Raw genomic sequence first — 23,122 nt, forward strand, 5'->3', positions numbered from 1 at the left:
TTATGTCTTACTCCGATAACTTTTCTCAGAGACCCATGAATGTATCAGTCTGATAAGCTGATGATTTTTAGCTTAATAAGTACCTTGGCACTGGCATTGTTTGCTGGGTTTTTGCTGGGGTATCCAAAAGAATTACTGATCATCAGTTTACTCTTATGGGCCATCTTTCAAATTGTTCAGTTTGAAAGGATGATGAAATGGTTAAAGAAAGAGGATGGAAGTGTACCTCCAGAAGCTCACGGAGCATGGGGAGAGCTACTGGATGGCTTATATCGACTTCAACGTCGTGAACTGGATAAAGAGAAAGAGCTAAAGGGTATCATTTCACGTTTCCAACAATCCTCAGCTGCGCTTCGTGATGCCATAGTTTTGATTGACCCTAAAAATAACCTTGAATGGTGGAACAAATCGGCTGAAAGGTTACTGGGTTTATCGCCTAAAACTGATTTGCGTAAATCAGTTTTGAATATGCTTCGCGATCCACGTTTTATTCGCTATTACAAAAAGCAAAACTACCAAGAACCCTTTGAGCTAAAATCACCCGTTAATGATCAAATCATTCTGCAATATCACATTACTCAATTTGGTGAGGGTGACCGACTGGTCGTTGCCCGTGATATTTCTAGACTGAAAAAGCTTGAGCAAACTCGACAGAGCTTTGTCTCGAATGCATCACATGAATTGAGAACACCTTTAACGGTTCTTAGAGGGTATATAGAGACCTTTCAGGATCAAGATTTACCATCATCGATGTTAAGAGCATTAAAGCAAATGGAACAGCAAACCTTACGTATGGAAGGTTTGGTACGGGATATGTTAATGCTCTCTAAATTGGAATCAACTGAACATCTAACCGAAGATATCCCCGTTGATATTCATCAGATGCTAAAAGATATTCGTAGAGATGCGATGATTCTTAGTGGTGATAAAAATCAAACCATCATCATTCAAGCCGATGAAAATTATGATCTAATGGGCCAAGAAAAGGAGCTTCATAGCGCCTTCTCTAATCTAGTTTTCAATGCTGTAAGACACACACCAGAGCAGAGCGAAATCATCATAAATTGGCAGGCTGATGATCAAGGTGGTCTTTTAAGTGTTATGGATAATGGTCAAGGTATCGAGCCTTATCATATCCCTCGTTTAACTGAACGTTTTTACCGTGTTGATGAAAGCCGGGCCAGTAACAGTGGTGGAACGGGGCTAGGCCTATCCATCGTCAAATATGTGTTAGTGCGCCATGACGGTCATCTCAAAATTCAAAGCACCCTAGGTAAAGGCAGCTGTTTTAGTTGTCACTTTCCGCCTGAAAGCGTGATTACACTAGAAAATGAAGCCACTGCATCTCATAATGGCTGATTCATAAAGCCAATATTGGTTTGTTTTATCAGCGGAGTATCGTCATGCAAGCAATTCGAATTCATGCGTTTGAACCCGACAACCTGCGCCTAGAGTCGGTGGACTCTTTGCAACCGGGTCCCGGTGAAGTGCTGATCCGTAATCAAGCAGCCGGAGTCAATCCTATTGATTGGAAAACCTGTATGGGTGGAGGTGCCTCTGGTTTTATAGAGTCCTTTCCTTGGACACCGGGTTGGGAGTTTAGTGGCGAAGTCGCTGCACTCGGTGAAGGTGTGACCGAATTCTCTGTGGGTGATACTGTACTGGGTTTTATTCGTTTTCCACATCCTGCTGGCTGTTACGCTGAAGAGGTCATTGCACCCGCCAGTGAAATTACCTTACGTCCAGAAGGTTTAGAAGCCACCACGGCAGCAGGCTTAGGCTTAGCGGGCTTAACCGCATGGCAAGCACTCTTCGACAAAGGACAATTAGTATCGGGAGAAAAACTCTTGGTACTTGCAGGAGCTGGCGGTGTCGGTCATTTAGCGATTCAGCTAGCGAAGGCTGCAGGCGCAGAAGTCACCGCAACCAGCTCAACTAAGAATCATGCCTACCTAAAGGATCTGGGTTGTGACACTGTTCTGAATTATCAACAACTAGAGATGGCTTCTTTAGCTAATCAGTTTGATTTAATTTTGGATGGCGTGGGTGCAGATACCGGCATTGATGCTCTTATTGCACTAAAACCTAACGGCAGGATGGTCACTTTACCCTCGGTTACTGCAGCACAAGTGGCAGCAGCAGCAGAAGGAACCGATGTAACCGTACTTTCCATTCGCGCTGAGCCCAATGCATTACAACTGGCAGAACTGGCTAACCGTGTGGCTAAAGGTGAGCTGAAACTAAAAGTGGCTCAAGTGTTACCCTTATCACAAGCAGCTGATGCTCACCGCCTCAGTGCTAGTGGTCATGTCAGTGGTAAGTTAATCCTGCAGATTTAAATCCATACCCGTGTTGAGGGCATGACAGAGTTGCAAACGTTGACGCAGCAACAATCGACAGCCCTCACCACGAATATCCATATCCCAGCAGTTGTATTTCGCCCAATCTTTTTCAGGCTCGGAGGCTTTTTCATTAAAGGCTGGCAGATCATCACAAAAACCCTCCGAAGGGCTTGCCGTTTCGAAACAGGCTTTCAGGAACACGCCCTGATTGACTGTACAAACAAAGTTGGAGTCACTACAGGCGACAAAATTCTCTAAAGCTTGATCCTGACAGCCTTGTTGATCGGTTGAACGACCCGCTTCAAGACCCATGGAACGGTACTCTGCCGCATCTTCTTGGCGTTCTTGATTGAAAGCTTCTAGCCATTGATCAGAATAAAGTAGATACCAAACAGCAAAAACTACTGCTAGAACCAGAAATACGATGCCTATTTTTTTGCCCATTAGAAAAAGCCATTACATGCGTCGACGATAGAGTCCGACAATTGTTATCAAAAGACCCAAACAACTGAGTAACATACCCCCGTTCACTAACAGAGGTTTACGAGCCATTAAGGGGATGAAGGGGTGAGACTGCTGATCACACGCTGACTTCAGATAATCCCAGTAACCACCCTCAGCAAGGCAGTCACTGATTTGCATCTGTTCGAAGAAAAACACGCCCATTAATACCACAGCCGGTAGGACGAGTAAGAGTAAACCGATTCGTAGTATCATTCTTCTGAATCACTGATTCCTAAATTACTAACACCTTCATTGACCGCAAGCGATTTCAAGGATTGAATAAACTGACGATTAGGTTGATCTTGTGATCTTAATCTTTCTATGACTTCTTCTTGAAAGGCATCTTCGTCTTGCATCAATTCATGTGTTGAAATAAAACGCATTAATTCAGCATCAGACAATTGCGGATCTGCTTGGTTCACTTCAATGAAGGTTGCTACACATTCTCGTGACAGATCTGCAATATTAGCGGCCTCTGAAGGATCTTGCTCTAGGATACAGACTAGCGTTGAATAAAGTGCCACCACCGCATCCAATGCTGGCATGGCGCCATACATATCAAATTCATCCAACGACGGCATATTATCTTCAACATGATCTAGCTGTACTTCAAAGTTCATGCTGGCACCGCCAGACAAACTCTCCCAAACACCATCTAGGATTCGACGTATCTGTACCGCATCACCAAATTCTAACAATCGTGAGAACAGCGTAAAATTGGGCAGCATTCTTTCCGTTAATGCCGCAGAAAATGCGGTCAATTGCCAAGGCTTAAATTGACCTAGCTGTTTTTCCAATTGCTGGAATTCACTCATTCAGATACTCCATGGGGCTATTTTTACGTTATAAGCTTATTGTACGTGGTATAACCAAGGATCTGTAGTGATTACGAACAGATTTAGTGTTTCAGATAACCATCGCCTTTAGGCGGTTACTCGTTTCGTTGCTATACTTTCGTTGATATACTAGTGACTAATTAACTGCCAGCAACTGACAGGTATGTGCGTTGAACTCCTTCAATCTTCTCAAGTCCATTGCTGACTCACGCGACAAACTGCGCAAGTCTGAACAAAAAGTGGCCGATTATGTGCTAGCTCAGCCCAGTGACGTCATTCACATGCGCATCGTTGACCTAGCCTCTGAAGCCAACGTTAGTGAACCTACCGTGGTCAGGTTTTGTCGTGCGTTAAATTACGATGGCTTTCAGGATTTTAAGCTGACACTGGCGCAAGGCTTGGCAAGTAATACCAGTTTTGAAAAGTTTTCCATGGATACCAAGGATACGGTAATCGAGTTTAAACAGAAAATCTTTGACTCGATGATCGGTAACCTGATCAATATCCGCGAACAGCTCGATCCTGAAATACTTGAAGAAGCCATTGATGCCTTGGCTAAAGCGAATCGAGTAGAGTTCTATGGTTTTGGAGCTTCTGCTCCCGTCTGTGCCGATGCCCAGCACAAATTTCATCGATTAATGGTATCTGCTGCTGCCTATTCAGACCCGCATATGCAAACCATCTCTGCAGTGACGCTAGGTCAAGGGGATGTTGTGGTCGCTATCTCTCAAACAGGTCGCACTAAAGACCTGCTACACACGGTTAAACTCGTCAGAGAGACTGGCGCTACGGTGATCACCCTTTGCCCAGGGACAACGCCTTTGGCTGAGTTAGCCACCATACCGATTCATGTTGATGTGGAAGAAGACAAAGACTTAAGTACCTTGATGTCTTCTCGTGTGGTGCATCTAGTGGTTATCGATATTCTGGCCGTCGGTGTTGCGATGAAACTCGGGCCTGCACTCTTTGATCATTTAAAAACGATTAAACGCAGTCTTCGCAGTCTTCGTCAAAATGACCGCTTACTGCCTACACGTCGACAACTCGACGATAACGACTGAAATCTATTTGTCATACTCTCTGCGTATACTTTTACAAACTATCTGTTAAAACTGATTTGAAATAGAGAAAAAAATCAGTTAAAAAGTAGTTAGGACAAAGTTTACAGCTGGGAGTCAGCTGCACCGAGTTGGCTCCTCTTCTATCTGAAACACAGATTGGAGTATGAGTATGCTGATACGTCAGGAACATGATCTAGACCCCATTACCACTGAAGTTTTCGATTTGCTGGTTGGCTACGATATTGAACAGCAAAACCGTCGCAAACAATCCGCCACCCGTCGTCTATTTGAAGCCCGTCGCGCCATTGAAAAACGCCGAGAGCAAGAAGCCTTGGCTGCTTTTGTTGATCGTGAAAAATGGTTTGATGATTAGTATTTGGGGGCAAAAAATAAATATCACCCTAAACTTTTTTGTTAGGGTGATAGTGTTCTTCACTCTACGGTTACCGACTTGGCTAAATTTCTAGGCTGATCTACATCCGTCCCTTTTAGAACAGCAACATGGTAAGACAAGAGCTGCAGAGGAATGGTGTAGGCTAAAGGCTCTAGTAACGGATGCACTGGTGGCAAGGTCAGTGTCGTCACCCCCTGTTCATTTTGAATACTCTGTCCACAGCCGGTAAATACGAAGAGTTCGCCGCCACGAGCACGGACTTCTTGAAGATTGGACTTCAATTTATCCAACATCTCATTGTTCGGTGCCACTGCAACAACGGGCATATCCTTATCCACCAAAGCCAAAGGACCATGCTTTAGTTCACCTGCTGGGTAGGCTTCTGCATGAATATAAGAGATCTCTTTTAGCTTTAAAGCGCCTTCCATCGCAACCGGATACAGGCTACCACGGCCTAAAAACAATGAATGATGTTTTTCTGCGAAGGCTTCAGACATTTTCGCAACGGCTGTATCCATCTCTAACAATGAGTCAATCAGTGCCGGTAGTGCTTGAAGTTCTTTAACAATTTGTTGCTCTTTTGCACCGTCTAACCCTTTACGACGCGCCAAAATCAACGTGGTCATCAATAAGGCAACCAACTGTGATGTAAAGGCTTTAGTCGAAGCAACACCAATTTCAGGCCCCGCATTGGTCATTAATGCCAATTCAGACTCTCGAACTAAAGAGCTACCTGGTACGTTACAAATGGCTAAACTTGCCAATACACGTTCTTTGACTTCACGAAGAGCCGCCAAGGTATCTGCCGTTTCTCCCGATTGCGACAGGGTGATTAACAAGGTGTCTTTGGACAACACCACGTCGCGATAGCGAAACTCACTGGCGACTTCCACTTGGCAAGGAATACCGACTAAGGATTCAATCCAATAACGAGCGATCATTCCCGCATGATAACTGGTACCACAGGCAACGATTTGGACACGTTCGGTGCGATCAAAAACGTCCGATGCTGTGACGCCCCATGCCTGTTCCAGAAGGTGTCCATTACTAATACGACCTTCCAGAACGCGTTTCATGACCTCAGGTTGTTCATAAATCTCTTTCAACATGAAGTGCTTAAATTCGCCTTTTTCAGCGGCAGCTTGACCATGTTCAAATTGAGAAATACTGCGCTCTACTGGTGTACCCTGACGATCAAAAATATGTATCTGAGTGGTGGTTATCTGAGCAATATCACCCTCTTCCAAGAACATAAAACGATCAGTGACAGGCAATAAAGCTAGCTGGTCTGAAGCGATAAAGTTCTCACCAATACCCACGCCCACCACCAGTGGGCTACCTTTACGTGCCGCTAGTAATTGATCAGGCTGATCTGCATGAATGACACCTAAAGCATAAGCACCTTCAAGCTGTGTGATTGCTTGTTTAAGCGCTTCAATTAACGTAATACCAGTTTTTAAGAGATGATCGAGCAGATGTGCAACAACTTCAGTATCTGTCTCTGAACCAAATATGTAGCCTTGTGACTTCAGCATTTCACGCAGTGGTTCATAGTTCTCAATTATACCGTTATGCACAATCGCTAGACTTTCACCCGACATATGTGGGTGTGCATTGGTTTCGGTAGGTTTACCATGGGTAGCCCATCGAGTATGTGCGATACCTGTGGTACCTTGCTGTGGTAATTCTGCTAATCCATCAGCTAAAGCTTGTACTTTACCCGCACGTCTTAGACGTGAAATCTCACCTTCTGAACATAACGCCATCCCTGCAGAATCATAGCCTCGATATTCTAAACGTCGTAATCCTTCTAACAGTATTTCGGCAACAGGACGTGTTGCAACTGCACCAACTATTCCACACATAATTCGATTCCTTATGATTGACGTTTAGTAGGACGTTTCCAGTGACTGACTAACTTTTGTTGTGCTCTGGCGACAGCAAGCTGTCCATCAGGTATATCTTTGGTAATGGTGGACCCAGCAGCAATGGTCGCTTCATGTCCTATTTTTACTGGAGCAACTAATGAGGTGTTAGAACCGATAAAAGCTCCATCGCCGATCTCAGTCACGGACTTGTTAACACCATCATAGTTACAGGTGATGGTTCCGGCACCAATATTACTGTTTTCGCCTATTTGCGCATCACCAATATAGCTGAGGTGATTTACTTTACTGCCCTTACCTATCACAGCTTTTTTGGTTTCAACGAAATTACCAATCTTGGTCTGATCGGCCAGTTCGGTACCGGGTCGAATACGTGCAAAGGGACCGATAACAGCATTGGAACCTATCTTAGCGCCATCAATCAGAGAATGTGCTTCAATTAAGGTACCCTGCTCTATGCTGCTGTTGCGAATAACGCAATGTGGTCCAATAACAACGCCATCAGCCAAGGTTACCTCGCCTTCAAAAACACAGTTAATATCTATCACCACATCTTGGCCAACCGTTAGCCGACCGCGTACGTCAACTCGAGCAGGATCATGAAGAGTCACACCTGCTGTCATTAAACGATTAGCTTCTTGCAGTTGATACCAGCGTTCAAGCTCTGCTAATTGTTGTCTGTTATTAACGCCTTGAACTTCCTGTTCCGTCGCGGGTTGAATAGCACTGATACGGACACCTTCCTCAGCAGCCATCGCGATGATATCGGTAAGATAATATTCACCTTGGGCGTTTTCTGACGATAGCTGTGGTAACCAACTATTTAACAGCTCACTTGGAACGGCCATAATACCTGTATTCACTTCAGCGATTTGTCGTTGTTGTTCATTGGCATCTTTGTGTTCAACGATAGCGACAACGTCACGAACATCATTTCTGACAATACGTCCGTAACCTGACGGATCTTGAAGCACAACGGTCAATAAACCTAAATGACCTTGTTGTGCTTGCTGTAACAATGCCTGCAAGGTCGTAGCTTGGATGAGTGGTACATCACCATACAGAATCAACACAACACCATCTGATTGGCACGCTGGTAAGGCTTGAGCAACCGCGTGTCCAGTACCTAGTTGCTGTTCTTGCATGGCAATAGTGACTGCTTGGTGTGTGAGTTGTTGCCTGACACGATCAGCACCATGTCCGATCACCACATGCAATGCGATGTTGCTGAGTTGATTTGCCGTATCGATGACATGCTGAAGCATGGGCTTTCCGGCTAAGGGATGCATTACCTTAGGCAATGCTGATTTCATTCGACTTCCCTGGCCTGCCGCCAGAATGACAACATCAGTATGCATGTGCACTTCAATCCTATTACGTTTTATCAATGTGCATATTTTACACATTTGCTAAGCACAAGGGCTATATAAAACAAAAGCAGCCCGAAGGCTGCTTTTGGTGACGACAAAATCCTATAGGGATTATTTGCCGAGCTTTTTCTTGATCTGCTGCAGAGTACGCAGTTGTGCTGCGGCTTCTGCCAGCTGGGAGGCAGCGCGTGAGTATTGGAACTCACCAGATTTATCAGAAATTGCATGTTGTGCATGTTTCTGAGCTTCCATCGCTGCAGCTTCATCAAGATCTTTGGCATGCAACGCGGTGTCTGCCAAAACCGTTACCTTGAACGGCTGAATCTCAATAAAACCGCCAGAGACGTAAAATACGTCCTGTTCACCGCCCTCTTTTCGCAGTTCGACCGGGCCTGGTTTCAGTTCCGTTAACAGCGGAGTGTGACCGGGCATAATACCCAGGTCACCCAGGCTACCTGTCACCGAGATAAATTCGACCATGCCAGAGAAAATCTCTTCTTCAGCACTGACGATCTCGCATTGAACAGTTACAGCCATGTTGATTACCTCTTAAAGGTTCCGCCAGAACTTATTTCATGCCCTTGGCTTTCTCAATCGCTTCTTCAATACCACCAACCATATAGAAAGCTTGTTCTGGCATGTGATCATATTCACCTTCCAGAATGCCTTTAAAGCTGCTGATCGTATCTTTTAGCGGTACGTACTTACCTGGTGAACCAGTGAAGACTTCCGCAACGAAGAACGGCTGAGATAGGAAACGCTGAATTTTACGTGCACGAGATACGATTTGCTTATCTTCATCAGACAGCTCGTCCATACCTAGGATCGCAATGATGTCTTTCAGCTCTTTATAGCGCTGTAATACACCTTGCACATTACGTGCAACTTCATAGTGTTCCTGACCGATAACCAATGGGTCTAGCTGACGTGAAGTCGAATCTAGTGGATCTACCGCAGGGTAGATACCCAATTCCGCGATTTGACGTGACAGTACTACTGTCGCATCCAAATGCGAGAAGGTTGTAGCAGGAGACGGGTCAGTTAAGTCATCCGCAGGTACGTATACCGCTTGGATAGACGTGATAGAACCCACTTTAGTCGAGGTGATACGTTCCTGAAGAACACCCATCTCTTCTGCCAGTGTTGGCTGGTAACCTACCGCTGAAGGCATACGACCCAGCAGTGCTGATACTTCCGTACCCGCTAGGGTGTAACGATAGATGTTGTCAACGAACAACAGTACGTCACGACCTTCGTCACGGAATTTCTCTGCCATGGTCAAGCCTGTCAGAGCAACACGTAGACGGTTACCTGGTGGTTCGTTCATCTGACCGTAAACGAGAGATACTTTATCCAATACGTTGGATTCTTTCATCTCGTAGTAGAAGTCGTTACCCTCACGAGTACGCTCACCTACACCGGCGAATACAGAAAAACCACTGTGTTCGATCGCGATGTTACGGATCAATTCCATCATGTTTACGGTTTTGCCTACACCGGCACCACCGAACAGACCGACTTTACCACCCTTAGCAAACGGACATACAAGGTCGATTACCTTGATACCGGTCTCTAACAGCTCGTTTGACGCTGCTTGATCTGCATAAGAAGGAGCTTTACGGTGAATAGGCATACGCTCTTCTTCACCAATCGGGCCTGCTTCATCAATGGGATTACCCAATACGTCCATGATACGACCTAGAGTCGCTGTACCCACAGGTACAGAGATAGGCGCACCAGTATTTTCTACTTCAAGTCCACGGCTCACACCTTCGGTCTGACCCATGGCAATAGCCCTTACAACACCATCGCCCAGCTGCTGCTGAACTTCCAGTGTCAGGCCGGTTTTTGTGACGTGTAATGCGTCATAAACCTTCGGAATGGCTTCACGTGGGAATTCCACGTCGACAACCGCACCGATAATCTGAACAATACGTCCGCTACTCATGTTCGGATCCTCTCAACGTTTAAACCTGTTCACTGCTCTATACAGCAGCAGCACCACTGACGATCTCAGAAATTTCCTGAGTAATTGCCGCTTGACGAGCTTTGTTGTAAACCATTTTCAGCTCATCAATAAGGTCGCCGGCGTTATCTGTTGCGTTCTTCATCGCTAACATACGTGCTGCCTGCTCACAGGCGATATTCTCAATCACACCTTGGTAAACTACTGATTCGACGTAGCGAACAAAGAGTGCTTCTAACAACTCTTGTGCGTCCGGCTCGTATAAATAGTCCCAGCTGCGTTTGAGCTGTTCATTTGTGTCAGTTTCGTCTGCCTTGGCTGGCAAAATCTGCTCGACCGTTGGCTTCTGGGTCATCGTATTCACGAACTCGTTAGAGACAATGAATAGTTTGTCCAATCTACCTTCTTCAAAAGCAGTCAGCATCACTTTTACTGAACCGATTAGATCGGCTAGTTCAGGTGTATCACCTAAGTGACCTTTCGCTGCTACAACGTTACCGCCGTAGTTTTTGAAAAACGTAATCGCCTTGTTTCCCAACGCACAGATATCAATTTCAACATTCTGTGTGTGGTACTCTTTCATAGCGCTAACAGCTTTCTTGAACGTGTTAACGTTCAAGCCACCACACAATCCGCGATCAGTAGAAACGACGATAAAACCAACGCGTTTCACTTCACGTTCTTGCATGTAAAGGTGGTTGTATTCAGGATTGGCAGTAGCCAAATGATGAATCACACCTCTAATACCGTTTGCGTACGGGCGGGAAGCCTTCATGCGGTCTTGAGCTTTACGCATTTTTGACGCAGCAACCATTTCCATGGCGCTGGTAATTTTGCGTGTGCTACCAATGCTCGCAATCTGTGTCTTAATCTCTTTTCCGACTGCCATAGTTCCGCCTCTATTCCTAACTCAGTGTATGGTCTGCTAGGTGTTTAAACCCGCAGACCCACTACTCTGACGAGTATTTACCAAGTCTGGGTAGATTTGAACTTGTCAATGCCGGCTTTGAACTTCGCTGAAATCTCGTCGTTATAATCACCAGATTCATTGATAGACTTCATCAGATCAGCAAATTCGCTGTTAAAGAAGCCGATCAGCGCAGATTCAAAAGCACCGATTTTGTTCAACTCTACATCTTTCAGATAGCCTTCGTTGGCAGCAAACAGGCTCAGACCCATTTCAGCGACTGACATCGGCGAGTACTGAGCTTGTTTCATCAATTCAGTAACACGCTGACCATGCTCCAACTGTGCACGGGTTGCTTCGTCAAGGTCAGAAGCGAACTGAGCAAATGCTGCCAATTCACGGTACTGAGCCAAGGCTAGACGTACACCACCACCCAGCTTCTTGATGATCTTAGTCTGAGCGGCACCACCTACACGTGATACTGAAAGACCTGCGTTGATCGCTGGACGAATACCTGAGTTAAACAGATCAGACTCAAGGAAGATCTGACCATCAGTGATCGAGATAACGTTGGTTGGTACGAACGCCGAAACGTCACCACCTTGGGTCTCGATGACTGGTAAAGCGGTTAGTGAACCGGTTTTACCCTTCACTTCGCCTTTTGTGAACTTTTCAACATAATCTTCGTTAACACGAGCAGCACGCTCAAGTAGACGAGAGTGAAGATAGAAAACGTCACCTGGGTAAGCTTCGCGTCCTGGTGGACGACGCAACAGCAGGGAGATCTGACGATATGCCCATGCTTGTTTAGTCAAATCATCATAGATGATCAGAGCGTCTTGTCCGCGGTCACGGAAGTATTCACCCATTGAACAACCAGAATAGGGTGCAAGGAACAGCATAGATGCAGGATCTGCTGCACCGGCTGCAACGACAATGGTGTGATCCATTGCGCCATGCTCTTCAAGCTTACGTACCACGTTAGCAATGGTCGATTGTTTCTGACCGATGGCTACGTAGATACACTTGATGCCTGTACCTTTCTGGTTAATGATCGCATCGATAGCGATCGCTGATTTACCGATCTGACGGTCACCGATGATCAACTCACGCTGACCACGTCCTACAGGTACCATCGCGTCAATTGCTTTCAAACCCGTTTGTACAGGTTGATCAACTGACTTACGATCGATTACGCCCGGTGCGACTTTCTCGACCGGATCGCTTAATTTTGCTTCGATTGGACCCTTGCCATCGACTGGATTACCCAGTGCGTCTACCACACGGCCTAATAGTTCAGGACCGACAGGTACTTCAAGGATACGGCCTGTACAGCGAGCAGTCATGCCCTCTACCAGACCTTGATAGTCACCCAATACCACGGCACCGACAGAGTCGCGCTCAAGGTTTAGGGCCATACCGTAGATACCACCTGGGAATTCGATCATTTCGCCGTACATTACGTCGGCCAGACCGTGAATCAGGATGATACCATCAGATACGCTTACGATTGTGCCCTCATTACGGGCTTCAGAAGACACGTCGAGTTTTTCGATGCGCTTCTTGAGAATCTCGCTGATCTCAGATGGATTCAGTTGCTGCATTGTTATTCCCCATACTCAGGAATTCATCGCTTCGGCCAGTTTCGCCAATTTAGCGCGAACCGAACCGTCGATCACAAGGTCATTTGCGCGAAGGATGACACCGCCGAGAATGGATTGATCCACTCGAGAGGTCATTTTTACTTCACGTCCCAGTTTGGAGCGCAGTGCTTGAGCCAGTTTATCAACCAGTTTCTGATCTAGCTCATAAGCAGTCGTCAAATCAACATCGACTGACTTTTCATGATCTGCTTTTAGCTGATCGAACTGAACTGAAATTTTGGGAAGCAGAGCAAGACGACCATTTTCAGCAAGCAAATGAATAAAATTCTTGCTGGCATCGTCTAGTTTCTTGTCGCTTACTGAAATTATCAGTTGAGCTTTTTGCTCTGCACTCAGTGAAGGCGTTCCAAGAACTCGCTTCATGTCACTGTCGTTTACGACCATAGCCGCAAACGCCAGCATTTCTGACCACTGATCGAGGCCGCCCTTATTCAGCGCATAGTCGAACGCTGCTTTGGTGTAGGGCCGTGCGATTGTGTTGAGTTCAGCCATCATAAACCTCGCTTAAAGCTCAGCTGCTAGTTTTTCAACTAGTTTAGCGGATGCTTTTTGGTCAACAGAGGCTTCTAATATCTTTTCAGCACCGGCGACTGCTAAGATAACTACCTGCGAACGAAGTGCTTCTTTCGCTTGGTTGATTTCTTGATTCAGTTCAGCCTGAGCAGCCGCTTTAACACGGTTGGCTTCTTCACGAGCCTGCTCTTTTGCCTCTTCGATTATTAAGTTAGCGCGCTTGTTGGCCTGTTCTATGATAGCAGCAGCCTGCACCTTGCTTTCACGTAGATCGTCAGCAGCTCGCTCTTGAGCCAATCTTAGATCACGTTCAGCACGGTCAGCTGCATCCAAACCTTCGGCAATTTTCTTTTTACGTTCTGCCATGGCAGCCGTAATCGGTGGCCATACGTACTTCATGCAGAACATGACGAAAATTGCGAATGCTATGGCCTGACCAATGATGGTGAGATTAATATTCACGCCATTACCCCTCGCGGTTGATTTGTATGGTTAAGACCCCAGCGGGTCAGACCCAAAGGTATAATTACCGGTTATCAACCTGCGAACAGCATGTACAGTGCCATACCAACACCGATCATCGGAACCGCGTCAACAAGACCGACCACGATGAAGAACTGGCTACGTAGCAACGGAACAAGTTCAGGCTGACGTGCAGCACCTTCAAGAAACTTACCACCCAGCAAACTTACGCCCAATGCACCAGCTAGTGCAGACAGACCCAGTAGCAGAGCTACAGCGATAAACAGCAGTTCAGCCATTTTTTTTCTCCAACATTTTTAAGGTTAAAGTGAATTGAAAACTCGTGTTATCAAAGGCACTGATCAATGATCAGTGCTCGTGTTCATCATGTGCCATTGCCATGTAGACAATTGTTAGCACCATGAAGATAAATGCCTGTAGAACGATGACCAATATGTGGAAGATCGCCCATGGCACAGAAAGCACCCATTGTATCCAGAAAGGTAGTAGTGCAATCAAGATAAAGATGATTTCACCTGCGTACATGTTTCCGAATAGACGTAGGCCCAGTGAAACTGGTTTTGCAAACAGGTTAACCAACTCTAAGAAAAGGTTAAACGGAATGAAATATTTGCCTAATGGCTGTAGTGATAACTCAGCTGCGAAACCTTTCACGCCTTTAACCTTGATGCTGTAGTAGATGATCAAGAAGAACACACTAAAGCTCATACCCAAGGTGGCGTTGATATCGGTGGTGGGTACGATTTTCCAATAGGGAAGACCCATTTCACCAGCGATGTAAGGAATGAAATCTACTGGAATCAGTTTCAGCAGGTTCATTAAGAAAATCCAAACAAACACCGTCAATGCAAGGGGTGCAATGGTGGGATTGTTGTGATGGAAGATACTCTTAACGTTATCTTCAACGAACTCTACGACCACTTCAATGAAGTTTTGAAGATTACCAGGCACACCACTAACGGCTGTATCTGCAACCTTTTTGAATAACCAGATGAAGAACACACCGGTCAGGATCGAAAAGAACATGGTATCGACATGAATCGCCCAGAATCCCATCTCTGCAGCTTTTTCACCACCAGCAAACCCCCAACCAAAATCAGGGTGATTACCAAAGGTCAAATTACTCAGGTGATGGGAAATATATTCTGAGGATGTTGGGTTTTCGCTTGCCATTCTCAGCTACTCTCAGTCAAAGTTTTAGAAATCGTTGATTCAGTTTTAGCTGCAGATACCATCCGGTGATTTGCAGCAAAATGTAGGTTACAAACAGTGCGCCAGCATTTAAGGGTTCCACTAGCATAAATACCAGAGTGAACATGGCCACTGCTAACAACACTTTTCCAGTTTCACTCACGTATATATTGGCAACTATCTGCCTTGGAGTCTGGGCTTTATTTTTCACCAGTACTCTTAGTGAGAACCATCCGGCAGGCACAAGATAAATTAGCCCGCCTAAAAAAACCGAATAAGCTGTTACAAAATCTTTCAACATCATCAGCACCGATAAGATTGAGATCAATGCTAACTGTACCAGAAACAATCTGAGGTAATTCAAGGCTAGGCGTTTATTGTATTTGCTTTTGCCTGAGCTACTTGCCAAACCAGTTGATTCTATTTGTCTCTCCTGATCTTGGCCCATAGGTTCCAATTACAGCCTGATGTTAAGTTGGGCGATTATAGGGGTTTAAGCCTTATGACTCAACAGATAGTGTGCTTCTCTGTTACTAAGGTATTAACAATTAACCTAATTACCCTGATTAATTTTGTGGTTTCTCTAATAGGGTCAAAATCTGATCCAGCTGTTCTTGTGAATTGAAACTGATACTAATTTTGCCTTTTCCCTGTGCTGATGCAGATACTTTCACAGGGGCAGAGAAACGTCTTGAAAGCTGACCGGATATTTCTTTAAAAGTTTCGTTATTTGCCACAGGTGGCATTTTTTTCGGCATTTCACCTGACTGGTACTTCTTAACCAGCACTTCGGTTTCTCTAACCGATAGGGCTCTGGCAACCACCTGAGATGCCGCTTCTATCTGCAAATCACCTTCAAGGCCTAATAGTGCTCTGGCATGGCCCATTTCCAGGTCTCCATATTCAAGCATCTTGCGAACTTCTTCAGTGAGGTTCATTAAGCGTAATAAATTCGCGATGGTTGATCTGGATTTACCGACCGCATCAGCGACTTGCTGCTGTGTTAGTTCAAATTCTGTCTGTAATCGACTTAGCGCAAAAGCTTCCTCAATAGGATTGAGGTTTTCGCGCTGAATATTTTCGATAAGGGCCATCGCAATGGCTGCTTCATCTGGGACATCTCTGATGATCACAGGAATGGTACTCAATCCTGCCATTTGGGTAGCCCGCCAACGTCGTTCACCGGCGATAATTTCATATCGCCCTTGCGCTATTGGGCGCACAACAATCGGCTGCATGACTCCTTGTAATTTTATCGATTCAGCAAGCTCTTCTAAGGCTTGTGGTTCCATATCCCGACGTGGTTGATAGCGACCTCGTTCAATTCGATTTAACTCCATGTGCTGGAGTTCGCCTTGTGTCGATAGTGGTGTTGTCGCTTCGTGCAATGGAGAGTCATTATCTTCAGACATTCCTGATAACAATGCATCTAGTCCACGCCCCAATCCACGCTTTTTTACCACCATTACTCTGCTTCCTGTGTTTCTAGTTGTTCAGCTTGTTGTTTTTTCTGTTCTGCTTCTGTTCGTCTGATCAGTTCACCTGCTAAGGCTAAATATGCCAGTGCTCCACGTGAGCTTTTGTCATATTGTAAAACGGGCAGTCCATGACTAGGTGCTTCTGCAAGACGAACATTTCTTGGAATAACGGTGCGATAAACTTTTTCACCAAAGTATTCCACTAAGTGTACCGAAACGTCTCGCGTTAAACTCATACGTGGATCAAACATAGTGCGTAGAATCCCTTCTATTTTCAATTCAGGATTCAGACGCTTATGAATTTTATCGATGGTTCCTATTAGTGCACTGATTCCTTCTAAGGCATAGTATTCACATTGCATAGGAATCATCACACCGGCAGAGGCAGACAATGCATTTACCGTTAATAGATTCAACGAGGGGGGATTATCTAAGAGGATAAAGTCGTATCTATCTGCAATCGGCATGAGTGCCATTTTCAAGCGGAATTCACGTCTGGGCAGTTGTAATAACTCAACTTCTGCTGCGGTTAAATCACCGTTAGCACCGATAATATCAAAGCCGCAGGGTAATCCCGACCGAATACACTCTTCAGCTGTCATGGTGCCGGTCAGTAACTCATAAGATGAACCTTCCAGTTCATGCTTATCAACACCGCTTCCCATGGTCGCATTACCTTGTGGATCTAAGTCGATCAATAGCACTCTTTTTTTGGTTGCTGCCAAGGATGCCGCAAGGTTAACGCAGGTGGTCGTTTTGCCTACACCACCTTTCTGATTGGTAATGGTCAGTATTTTAGCCACAGTTAGGCTCTCCCCAATATCAGCAGATGTCTTTCAGCATCGCACTTTGGAACCATTAATTGGTGTGATTCTTTAACGATATATCCATCACGAAGTGATTGGATTTCTTGTTCAGGATACAGACCTTTCATTGCAAGAAAAATACCCTGATCTTTACAAAGGTGATGTGTCCAATCAAGCATATCATTTAATGAGGCAAAGGCACGGGAAATTACCATATCAGCAGGTTCGGGTTGATAGGCCTCAACTCGACTATTGACTACTGTTAAGTTATCAAGCGCTAACTCCATTTTAACCTGTTGTTGAAAGCGTGTTTTTTTGCCATTGCTGTCAATCGTGGTGATGTGATACTCAGGTAAACAGATGGCTAAGGGAATTCCTGGTAAGCCGGGTCCACTACCGACATCAATCAAACGAGGATTGTCTAATGTCGGCTGTTTAACAAAAGGTAAGACACTTAGGCTATCGGCTAAGTGTCGACTGATCATGGCAAACGGATCTCTAACAGAGGTTAGGTTGTAGGCTTTATTCCATTTAACCAAAAGTTCAAGATAACCAATCAACGCCTGTTGTTGACGGCTGGAAATCTCGATACCCATCTGTTGTAACTGCTGCTTCAATTCCGTTTGATAATCACTCATAAGGCAGCTTTCCGCGATTGTTTGGCAACTAATTGGCGCTTTTTCAAATAAACTAACAACAGTGAAATTGCGGCAGGAGTCATTCCTTGAATACGAGAAGCTTGAGCGATGCTCACTGGCTTAACTGCTTGTAGCTTACTTTTCAGCTCATTAGACAGCCCACCGACGTGATCATAATCGAGATCATCAGGCAGAGCGGTATTTTCCTGTTTACGCATCTGTTCAATTTCGCCACGCTGACGTTCAATATAACCGGCGTATTTGAACTCGACTTCAACCTGTTCTGCCACATCGGTATCATTGACAGGAGATCCACGTAGGCTAGCTACGTCGGTATAGCTAAGTTCGGGACGACGTATCAGATCTGCTAAGCTGTATTCACGAGTCAAAGGCGAACTCAGTCGGTCTTGTAAGGCTTTAGCTTCTTCAGACGCTGGCTGAATCCACGTGGTTTCCAAACGTTGTTTTTCTTTAACGATGGCTTCTCGCTTTTGTTCAAACGCAGCCCATCTTTCATCACTGACTAACCCTAACTCTCGGCCTTTTTCGGTCAAGCGCATATCTGCATTATCTTCACGTAAAATCAGGCGATATTCTGCTCGACTGGTGAACATTCGATAGGGTTCTGAAGTTCCGTGTGTAATCAAATCGTCGACGAGGACTCCTATATAGGCTTCATCGCGACGTGGATACCATTGCTCTTTTTCTTGCACCCTTAGGGAAGCATTCATACCTGCTAATAAACCCTGAGCGCCAGCTTCTTCGTAACCGGTGGTGCCGTTAATTTGACCCGCAAAGTATAGCCCCGCGATAAAACGGGTTTCCAAGGTATGCTTTAGGTCTTGAGGATTAAAATAATCGTATTCAATGGCGTAGCCAGGACGGGTGATGTGCGCATTTTCTAATCCACGGATAGATCTAACCAAGTCTAATTGGACATCAAAAGGTAAACTGGTTGAAATACCATTAGGATAGAGTTCGTGAGTCGTTAAGCCTTCAGGTTCAATAAAAATCTGATGATGATTTTTATCCGCAAAACGGTGAATTTTATCTTCGATGGATGGACAGTAACGCGGTCCTATACCTTCAATGACCCCACTGTACATTGGCGAGCGGTCGAGACCTCCGCGAATAATATCGTGGGTGTTTTCATTGGTGTGAGTGATGAAACAGCTAATTTGACGCGGATGTTGTTCAACACTTCCCAAATAAGACATCACCGGTGTCGGTGTATCGCCGGGCTGTTCCTGCATCACAGAAAAATCAACACTTCGCGCATCGATACGTGGCGGCGTTCCTGTTTTTAATCTTTCGACCCTAAAGGGTAATTCGCGTAAACGTCGCGCCAGCGCCACTGAAGGTGGATCACCCGCACGACCACCTTGATAGTTTTGTAATCCGATATGTATAACGCCGCCTAAAAAAGTACCTGCCGTTAACACGACCGCTTGCGCATGAAAACGTATACCGCTTTGGGTAATAACACCACGAACTTGGTCCTGTTCAACAATCAAGTCATCCGCAGCTTGCTGAAAAACTTGCAAGTTACGTTGATTTTCCAAGTGTTCACGAATGGCCGCTTTGTAAAGAATACGGTCTGCTTGGGCACGCGTAGCACGAACAGCGGGCCCTTTTCTGGCATTCAAGATTCTAAATTGAATACCACCTAAATCTGTGGCACGCGCCATTGCGCCATCTAAGGCATCAATCTCTTTAACCAGATGACTTTTTCCTATCCCACCGATTGCAGGGTTACAAGACATCTGCCCGAGAGTTTCGATGTTATGTGTCAGCAGTAAAGTTTTGCTGCCCATACGTGCAGCAGCCAGTGCAGCTTCAGTACCGGCATGGCCGCCACCGATGACAATGACATCAAAGTGATCGGGATAATCCACCATTCGTTTTCACCGTATTGAGTTACCTGAGATTCAGGCGGTTATTTCAAGGGCGCTAAGTATACCGTTCTAATCAAGGATTAGGAATGGTCAAAATTTGATCAGTTTTTGTTTTAAAGCTCTTAACTAATTAAATAAAGAGTTTTTAAAGAAGAGCTTTATTTTTGTATTTGTATATGGTCAAGCCTTTTTCTGTTGAAAAACAAAAATTATACTTATAAATCAATTGATTGATTAAATGACAAATCTGTATTTATAGGGGTATCCAAGGTGTTCTACGCCTGTCCAGAGTTTGTGCATAAAACCGACACTTATCAACAGATAGAGTTATCCACATTTTTGTAAGCAGATTATACCTGCCTATTTATACATATTGCACACAGGTTAATGTGGATAAGTATTTTTTCACTCGATATTGTGTCTAATCTTTGTATATCCTGTCGTTAAGTTGTGATTTTATCCACAAATCTTATTAAAACAACCGACTAAAATCGAATTGGGAAGTGTGGACAAATTAAGATATCATGAGTAAATATAAGGGAAATCCCCCATTACTTAGGAGTGTGATATGTTAGGAGTTAGTCGTTTTTTCAGCGTTTTGCTGCTTTCTGTCGTTTTTGCTAACCCCGCTATGGCTACAAAAATCTATTCGGACAATGCATGGAGCCCCTCTTTTTCTGTTCCAGGCTTGGATAGAGCACCGGTTTACCTCAACTTAACCAACCTTTCTGATACCTCACGTTTTTTAGTGGGTGCTTCAACGGAGGTTGCCAGCCAGGTGACTATTCAAGCGCTAACGCAGAGCAGTAATAGAATGCGAATGAGTTATATAGACCGAGTTGAATTGCCTATTGCTGTCCCGGTGAATATGGACGATTCGTCATTATTTTTGATGCTTGAGGGAATAACATCTCAACAGCGTGCAGGTAGTCGTTTTAATCTAACTTTGCATTTTGACAATGGTGATCAGGAAACGGTACGTGTTCAAGTGCGTTCTGTCGGTGTATCGAGCGATCGTATGCTGGAAAATATGCGCACTGATCCGATGCAGCCAGGAAGAACACCTCGTCGTACTGAGGGTTTAGATGAAGGAATTATGACGGACCCATTGATTCGTTAATGCGTTAAGTTAATGCAATGGACGGTGATATAAAAACTGCCACATTAGTGGCAGTTTTTATATCACAAAGGTTCTAGAAAGACTTATCTAAAAAGCTTCTTTAAAAGGTAAGGGTTGATCCGTATTTCTTCTGACCTCGAAGGCATTCAAAGTCATAGCTACAAGACTGTAGTAACCCAAAATTCCGATCAAGTCGACCAAAGCAGATTCGCCAAAGTGATTGACTGCTTGTTGATACAAGTCATCGGGTATACGTTTAGTGTTATAAAGTGAAGTGGTTAACTGATACACCAGTTGCTCATCAGCATTCGCAAAAACAGGCTCGCTTCCTACTCTGATAGCTTCTGTTATCTGTTTACTTATACCCGCTTGATGGGCAATGGGCTCATGTATTTGCCATTCTGCTTGTGATTGCCAACAAACAGCTGTTGTAAGAATCGCTAATTCACTCAAGCGTAAGGGTATCCGAGTATGGTAACGACAATAAGCACCTAGTTCCTGAGCGGGATCAGCTAGCTCTGGACTATGAACCCAAGCTAGGAAAGGACCATCCAAGTTGCCACGAGGTCCTTTAAGAATCTTCGTCAACACCCGTTGTTGTTCAGGTGTGGTATTGTCGGAGTTTAAGTGTGTTAAGCGTGACTGCATCTGATTTCCTTACAATCCATTTAAAACCTGATTGATGGCAAGATCGAGTTTACTGACGATTTCATCTATATGGTTCTCGTTAATAATGAAAGGTGGCGCCAATAAAATATGATCACCATCTTTACCATTCAGTGTGCCACCCATGGGATAGCACATAAGACCTTGCTGCATAGCCGCTGCTTTAATTTTGGCATGAAGCTTAAGTGATGGATCAAAAGGCGCTTTAGTGTCTCGATCCTCAACCAGTTCGACACCTCTAAACAATCCTCGGCCTCGGATATCGCCAACATGAACATGCTCACCGAGCGTTGATACCAGTGCATCATGAAGCTTTTGTCCCATGATATTGACATTGTCGAGCAAATTGTCCGATTCAATGCGGTGTTGTACGGCTAAAGATGCCGCGCATGCGGTTGCATGTCCTATATAGGTATGGCCATGTTGGAAAAATCCTGAGCCATTTTTTATCGTGGTAATGATGTCATCACTGACTAGTGTGGCGCCGATGGGTTGGTATCCTCCACCTAAGCCTTTGGCGATACAGATAAGATCAGGTTCGATTTCTTCCTGTGCGCTGGCAAATAAGGCGCCAGTCCGACCCATACCACACATCACTTCATCAGCAATCAATAAAATGCCATGACGAGTGCAGATTTCCCGCATACGTTTAAAGTAATCCGCAACCGGAGGTACCGCACCCATGGTGGCACCGACAACGGGTTCAGCAATAAAGGCCATCACATTTTCAGCGCCTAATTCAGCAATTTTTGCTTCCAGTTCATTCGCTAAGCGTTCTGCAAAGGCTGAATCAGTTTCATTTTCTAGCTGTTCGCGATAAGCATAACAAGGACTTAAATGATGAATGTTGATTAATAAGGGTTCAAATTGTTGGCGACGCCATAGGTTACCCCCGGTTGCAAGCGCTCCTAGGGTATTACCATGGTAGCTTTGGCGACGAGCAATGATGTGTTTACGTTGTGGTTCGCCCTTTTCAACATAATATTGACGCGCCAACTTCAATGCTGACTCTACCGCTTCTGATCCACCGGAAACAAAGTAAACGGAATTTAGGCTTGCGGGTGCGCGCTCAGCTAAAAAATCTGCTAACACTTCCATCGGTTCGGTAGTGAAAAAAGAGCTGTGTGCGTAAGCAATGCTATCGATTTGTTTTTTTATCGCGTCAATGACTGCAGAATCGCTATGTCCTAGGCAGGATACCGCTGCTCCACCACAGGCATCAATATAACGCTTATTGTTCGCATCTAAGATATACACCCCGTCTCCTTTAACAGCAGTGGGGTAGTTTTGGACGAGGCTGCGATGCAATACGTGACTCATGACACATCCTTTGAGAATGATTTTTTGATTAAGGGGCAATTTTATTTCAAGCTTTTAACTATAGTATAAGAGTATAGAAAAA

At 44.9% G+C, this 23,122-nt stretch carries 25 protein-coding genes; 5 read left to right on the top strand and 20 right to left on the bottom strand.

Annotated elements, in window-relative coordinates; genetic code table 11:
• Nucleotides 1–39: 39 nt before the first annotated feature.
• Together phoR and F7R24_RS09135 are read left to right on the top strand one after the other, a co-directional pair.
• Nucleotides 40–1,359 (top strand): phosphate regulon sensor histidine kinase PhoR, encoded by a 1,320-nt coding sequence (gene phoR / locus F7R24_RS09130; protein ID WP_151670953.1) that lies wholly within the window; start codon nucleotides 40–42, stop codon nucleotides 1,357–1,359.
• 44 nt (nucleotides 1,360–1,403) lie between these two features.
• Complete coding sequence (locus tag F7R24_RS09135; RefSeq protein WP_151670954.1) at nucleotides 1,404–2,339, top strand: NADP-dependent oxidoreductase; 936 nt, start codon at nucleotides 1,404–1,406, stop codon at nucleotides 2,337–2,339.
• Here F7R24_RS09135 and F7R24_RS09140 read toward each other — a convergent pair.
• Genes F7R24_RS09140 through F7R24_RS09150 form a run of 3 tightly spaced genes read right to left on the bottom strand, consistent with a single transcriptional unit; the run spans nucleotide 2,322 to nucleotide 3,661 of the window.
• Nucleotides 2,322–2,786 carry a hypothetical protein gene (locus F7R24_RS09140; protein WP_151670955.1) on the bottom strand — a complete coding sequence of 155 codons (465 nt, stop codon included), beginning with the start codon at nucleotides 2,784–2,786 and terminating at the stop codon, nucleotides 2,322–2,324. The two genes, F7R24_RS09135 and F7R24_RS09140, sit on opposite strands and share 18 nt — an antisense overlap.
• Before the next feature lie 12 nt (nucleotides 2,787–2,798).
• Nucleotides 2,799–3,059, bottom strand: a complete 261-nt coding sequence (locus tag F7R24_RS09145; protein ID WP_338087105.1) for a hypothetical protein — start codon at nucleotides 3,057–3,059, stop codon at nucleotides 2,799–2,801.
• Nucleotides 3,056–3,661, bottom strand: a complete 606-nt coding sequence (locus F7R24_RS09150; protein WP_151670956.1) for a YjaG family protein — start codon at nucleotides 3,659–3,661, stop codon at nucleotides 3,056–3,058. The genes F7R24_RS09145 and F7R24_RS09150 overlap by 4 nt, the downstream gene beginning before the upstream one ends.
• 191 nt (nucleotides 3,662–3,852) lie before the next feature.
• On the opposite strand from F7R24_RS09150, the gene hexR reads away from it, so the two are divergent.
• Nucleotides 3,853–4,743 carry a transcriptional regulator HexR gene (gene hexR / locus F7R24_RS09155; RefSeq protein WP_151670957.1) on the top strand — a complete coding sequence of 297 codons (891 nt, stop codon included), beginning with the start codon at nucleotides 3,853–3,855 and terminating at the stop codon, nucleotides 4,741–4,743.
• A gap of 169 nt (nucleotides 4,744–4,912) precedes the next feature.
• Nucleotides 4,913–5,116 (top strand): PA3496 family putative envelope integrity protein, encoded by a 204-nt coding sequence (locus F7R24_RS09160; RefSeq protein WP_151670958.1) that lies wholly within the window; start codon nucleotides 4,913–4,915, stop codon nucleotides 5,114–5,116.
• A 59-nt stretch (nucleotides 5,117–5,175) separates the two neighbouring features.
• On the opposite strand, the gene glmS is transcribed toward F7R24_RS09160, so the two are convergent.
• The 15 genes from glmS to mnmG form a co-directional block, all read right to left on the bottom strand.
• Nucleotides 5,176–7,002, bottom strand: a complete 1,827-nt coding sequence (gene glmS / locus F7R24_RS09165) for a glutamine--fructose-6-phosphate transaminase (isomerizing) (RefSeq protein ID WP_151670959.1) — start codon at nucleotides 7,000–7,002, stop codon at nucleotides 5,176–5,178.
• Between the two features lie 11 nt (nucleotides 7,003–7,013).
• Complete coding sequence (gene glmU / locus F7R24_RS09170; RefSeq protein WP_151670960.1) at nucleotides 7,014–8,381, bottom strand: bifunctional UDP-N-acetylglucosamine diphosphorylase/glucosamine-1-phosphate N-acetyltransferase GlmU; 1,368 nt, start codon at nucleotides 8,379–8,381, stop codon at nucleotides 7,014–7,016.
• Nucleotides 8,382–8,504: 123 nt separating this feature from the next.
• The gene (locus F7R24_RS09175; protein WP_036542552.1) at nucleotides 8,505–8,930 is read right to left on the bottom strand and encodes a F0F1 ATP synthase subunit epsilon; all 426 of its coding nucleotides are present in this window, start codon (nucleotides 8,928–8,930) and stop codon (nucleotides 8,505–8,507) included.
• Nucleotides 8,931–8,961: 31 nt separating this feature from the next.
• Complete coding sequence (gene atpD / locus F7R24_RS09180) at nucleotides 8,962–10,341, bottom strand: F0F1 ATP synthase subunit beta (protein WP_151670961.1); 1,380 nt, start codon at nucleotides 10,339–10,341, stop codon at nucleotides 8,962–8,964.
• Nucleotides 10,342–10,378: 37 nt separating this feature from the next.
• Complete coding sequence (gene atpG, locus F7R24_RS09185) at nucleotides 10,379–11,248, bottom strand: F0F1 ATP synthase subunit gamma (RefSeq protein WP_151670962.1); 870 nt, start codon at nucleotides 11,246–11,248, stop codon at nucleotides 10,379–10,381.
• A gap of 77 nt (nucleotides 11,249–11,325) precedes the next feature.
• Nucleotides 11,326–12,870 carry a F0F1 ATP synthase subunit alpha gene (atpA, locus tag F7R24_RS09190; RefSeq protein WP_151670963.1) on the bottom strand — a complete coding sequence of 515 codons (1,545 nt, stop codon included), beginning with the start codon at nucleotides 12,868–12,870 and terminating at the stop codon, nucleotides 11,326–11,328.
• Between the two features lie 15 nt (nucleotides 12,871–12,885).
• Nucleotides 12,886–13,422 carry a F0F1 ATP synthase subunit delta gene (locus F7R24_RS09195; protein ID WP_151670964.1) on the bottom strand — a complete coding sequence of 179 codons (537 nt, stop codon included), beginning with the start codon at nucleotides 13,420–13,422 and terminating at the stop codon, nucleotides 12,886–12,888.
• A gap of 12 nt (nucleotides 13,423–13,434) precedes the next feature.
• Nucleotides 13,435–13,905, bottom strand: a complete 471-nt coding sequence (locus tag F7R24_RS09200; RefSeq protein WP_151670965.1) for a F0F1 ATP synthase subunit B — start codon at nucleotides 13,903–13,905, stop codon at nucleotides 13,435–13,437.
• Between the two features lie 74 nt (nucleotides 13,906–13,979).
• Nucleotides 13,980–14,204, bottom strand: a complete 225-nt coding sequence (gene atpE, locus F7R24_RS09205) for a F0F1 ATP synthase subunit C (RefSeq protein WP_036520659.1) — start codon at nucleotides 14,202–14,204, stop codon at nucleotides 13,980–13,982.
• A 70-nt stretch (nucleotides 14,205–14,274) separates the two neighbouring features.
• Entirely contained in the window at nucleotides 14,275–15,099 is an 825-nt protein-coding gene (atpB, locus tag F7R24_RS09210) for a F0F1 ATP synthase subunit A (protein WP_151670966.1), read from the bottom strand.
• Between the two features lie 16 nt (nucleotides 15,100–15,115).
• Nucleotides 15,116–15,565 (bottom strand): ATP synthase subunit I, encoded by a 450-nt coding sequence (locus F7R24_RS09215; RefSeq protein WP_151670967.1) that lies wholly within the window; start codon nucleotides 15,563–15,565, stop codon nucleotides 15,116–15,118.
• A gap of 118 nt (nucleotides 15,566–15,683) precedes the next feature.
• Nucleotides 15,684–16,583: a ParB/RepB/Spo0J family partition protein gene (locus F7R24_RS09220; RefSeq protein ID WP_151670968.1), complete on the bottom strand. Its 900-nt coding sequence runs from the start codon at nucleotides 16,581–16,583 to the stop codon at nucleotides 15,684–15,686.
• Nucleotides 16,583–17,398, bottom strand: a complete 816-nt coding sequence (locus F7R24_RS09225) for a ParA family protein (RefSeq protein ID WP_151670969.1) — start codon at nucleotides 17,396–17,398, stop codon at nucleotides 16,583–16,585. The genes F7R24_RS09220 and F7R24_RS09225 overlap by 1 nt, the downstream gene beginning before the upstream one ends.
• Nucleotides 17,399–17,400: 2 nt before the next feature.
• The gene (gene rsmG / locus F7R24_RS09230; protein WP_151670970.1) at nucleotides 17,401–18,039 is read right to left on the bottom strand and encodes a 16S rRNA (guanine(527)-N(7))-methyltransferase RsmG; all 639 of its coding nucleotides are present in this window, start codon (nucleotides 18,037–18,039) and stop codon (nucleotides 17,401–17,403) included.
• Nucleotides 18,036–19,934, bottom strand: coding sequence for a tRNA uridine-5-carboxymethylaminomethyl(34) synthesis enzyme MnmG (gene mnmG, locus F7R24_RS09235; protein WP_151671064.1), 1,899 nt, complete (start codon nucleotides 19,932–19,934; stop codon nucleotides 18,036–18,038). Before mnmG ends, rsmG begins: the two co-directional genes overlap by 4 nt.
• Before the next feature lie 568 nt (nucleotides 19,935–20,502).
• Here mnmG and F7R24_RS09240 point away from each other — a divergent pair.
• Nucleotides 20,503–21,054, top strand: coding sequence for a copper chaperone PCu(A)C (locus F7R24_RS09240; protein WP_151670971.1), 552 nt, complete (start codon nucleotides 20,503–20,505; stop codon nucleotides 21,052–21,054).
• A gap of 87 nt (nucleotides 21,055–21,141) precedes the next feature.
• On the opposite strand, the gene F7R24_RS09245 is transcribed toward F7R24_RS09240, so the two are convergent.
• Together F7R24_RS09245 and F7R24_RS09250 are read right to left on the bottom strand one after the other, a co-directional pair.
• Entirely contained in the window at nucleotides 21,142–21,702 is a 561-nt protein-coding gene (locus F7R24_RS09245; RefSeq protein WP_151670972.1) for a carboxymuconolactone decarboxylase family protein, read from the bottom strand.
• Between the two features lie 9 nt (nucleotides 21,703–21,711).
• The gene (locus F7R24_RS09250; RefSeq protein ID WP_151670973.1) at nucleotides 21,712–23,040 is read right to left on the bottom strand and encodes an aspartate aminotransferase family protein; all 1,329 of its coding nucleotides are present in this window, start codon (nucleotides 23,038–23,040) and stop codon (nucleotides 21,712–21,714) included.
• Nucleotides 23,041–23,122: the final 82 nt, after the last annotated feature.

This window comes from Nitrincola schmidtii, assembly GCF_008973715.1.
GTDB classification, from domain to species: Bacteria; Pseudomonadota; Gammaproteobacteria; order Pseudomonadales; family Balneatricaceae; genus Nitrincola; species Nitrincola schmidtii.

Coding starts and splice junctions, on each gene's coding strand:
- phoR (WP_151670953.1), top strand. CDS start 40: ATGTATCAGTCTGATAAGCTGATGATTTTTAGCTTAATAAGTACCTTG.
- F7R24_RS09135 (WP_151670954.1), top strand. CDS start 1,404: ATGCAAGCAATTCGAATTCATGCGTTTGAACCCGACAACCTGCGCCTA.
- F7R24_RS09140 (WP_151670955.1), bottom strand. CDS start 2,786: ATGGGCAAAAAAATAGGCATCGTATTTCTGGTTCTAGCAGTAGTTTTT.
- F7R24_RS09145 (WP_338087105.1), bottom strand. CDS start 3,059: ATGATACTACGAATCGGTTTACTCTTACTCGTCCTACCGGCTGTGGTA.
- F7R24_RS09150 (WP_151670956.1), bottom strand. CDS start 3,661: ATGAGTGAATTCCAGCAATTGGAAAAACAGCTAGGTCAATTTAAGCCT.
- F7R24_RS09160 (WP_151670958.1), top strand. CDS start 4,913: ATGCTGATACGTCAGGAACATGATCTAGACCCCATTACCACTGAAGTT.
- glmS (WP_151670959.1), bottom strand. CDS start 7,002: ATGTGTGGAATAGTTGGTGCAGTTGCAACACGTCCTGTTGCCGAAATA.
- glmU (WP_151670960.1), bottom strand. CDS start 8,381: ATGCATACTGATGTTGTCATTCTGGCGGCAGGCCAGGGAAGTCGAATG.
- F7R24_RS09175 (WP_036542552.1), bottom strand. CDS start 8,930: ATGGCTGTAACTGTTCAATGCGAGATCGTCAGTGCTGAAGAAGAGATT.
- atpD (WP_151670961.1), bottom strand. CDS start 10,341: ATGAGTAGCGGACGTATTGTTCAGATTATCGGTGCGGTTGTCGACGTG.
- atpG (WP_151670962.1), bottom strand. CDS start 11,248: ATGGCAGTCGGAAAAGAGATTAAGACACAGATTGCGAGCATTGGTAGC.
- atpA (WP_151670963.1), bottom strand. CDS start 12,870: ATGCAGCAACTGAATCCATCTGAGATCAGCGAGATTCTCAAGAAGCGC.
- F7R24_RS09195 (WP_151670964.1), bottom strand. CDS start 13,422: ATGGCTGAACTCAACACAATCGCACGGCCCTACACCAAAGCAGCGTTC.
- atpE (WP_036520659.1), bottom strand. CDS start 14,204: ATGGCTGAACTGCTGTTTATCGCTGTAGCTCTGCTACTGGGTCTGTCT.
- atpB (WP_151670966.1), bottom strand. CDS start 15,099: ATGGCAAGCGAAAACCCAACATCCTCAGAATATATTTCCCATCACCTG.
- F7R24_RS09215 (WP_151670967.1), bottom strand. CDS start 15,565: ATGGGCCAAGATCAGGAGAGACAAATAGAATCAACTGGTTTGGCAAGT.
- F7R24_RS09220 (WP_151670968.1), bottom strand. CDS start 16,583: ATGGTGGTAAAAAAGCGTGGATTGGGGCGTGGACTAGATGCATTGTTA.
- rsmG (WP_151670970.1), bottom strand. CDS start 18,039: ATGAGTGATTATCAAACGGAATTGAAGCAGCAGTTACAACAGATGGGT.
- F7R24_RS09240 (WP_151670971.1), top strand. CDS start 20,503: ATGTTAGGAGTTAGTCGTTTTTTCAGCGTTTTGCTGCTTTCTGTCGTT.
- F7R24_RS09245 (WP_151670972.1), bottom strand. CDS start 21,702: ATGCAGTCACGCTTAACACACTTAAACTCCGACAATACCACACCTGAA.
- F7R24_RS09250 (WP_151670973.1), bottom strand. CDS start 23,040: ATGAGTCACGTATTGCATCGCAGCCTCGTCCAAAACTACCCCACTGCT.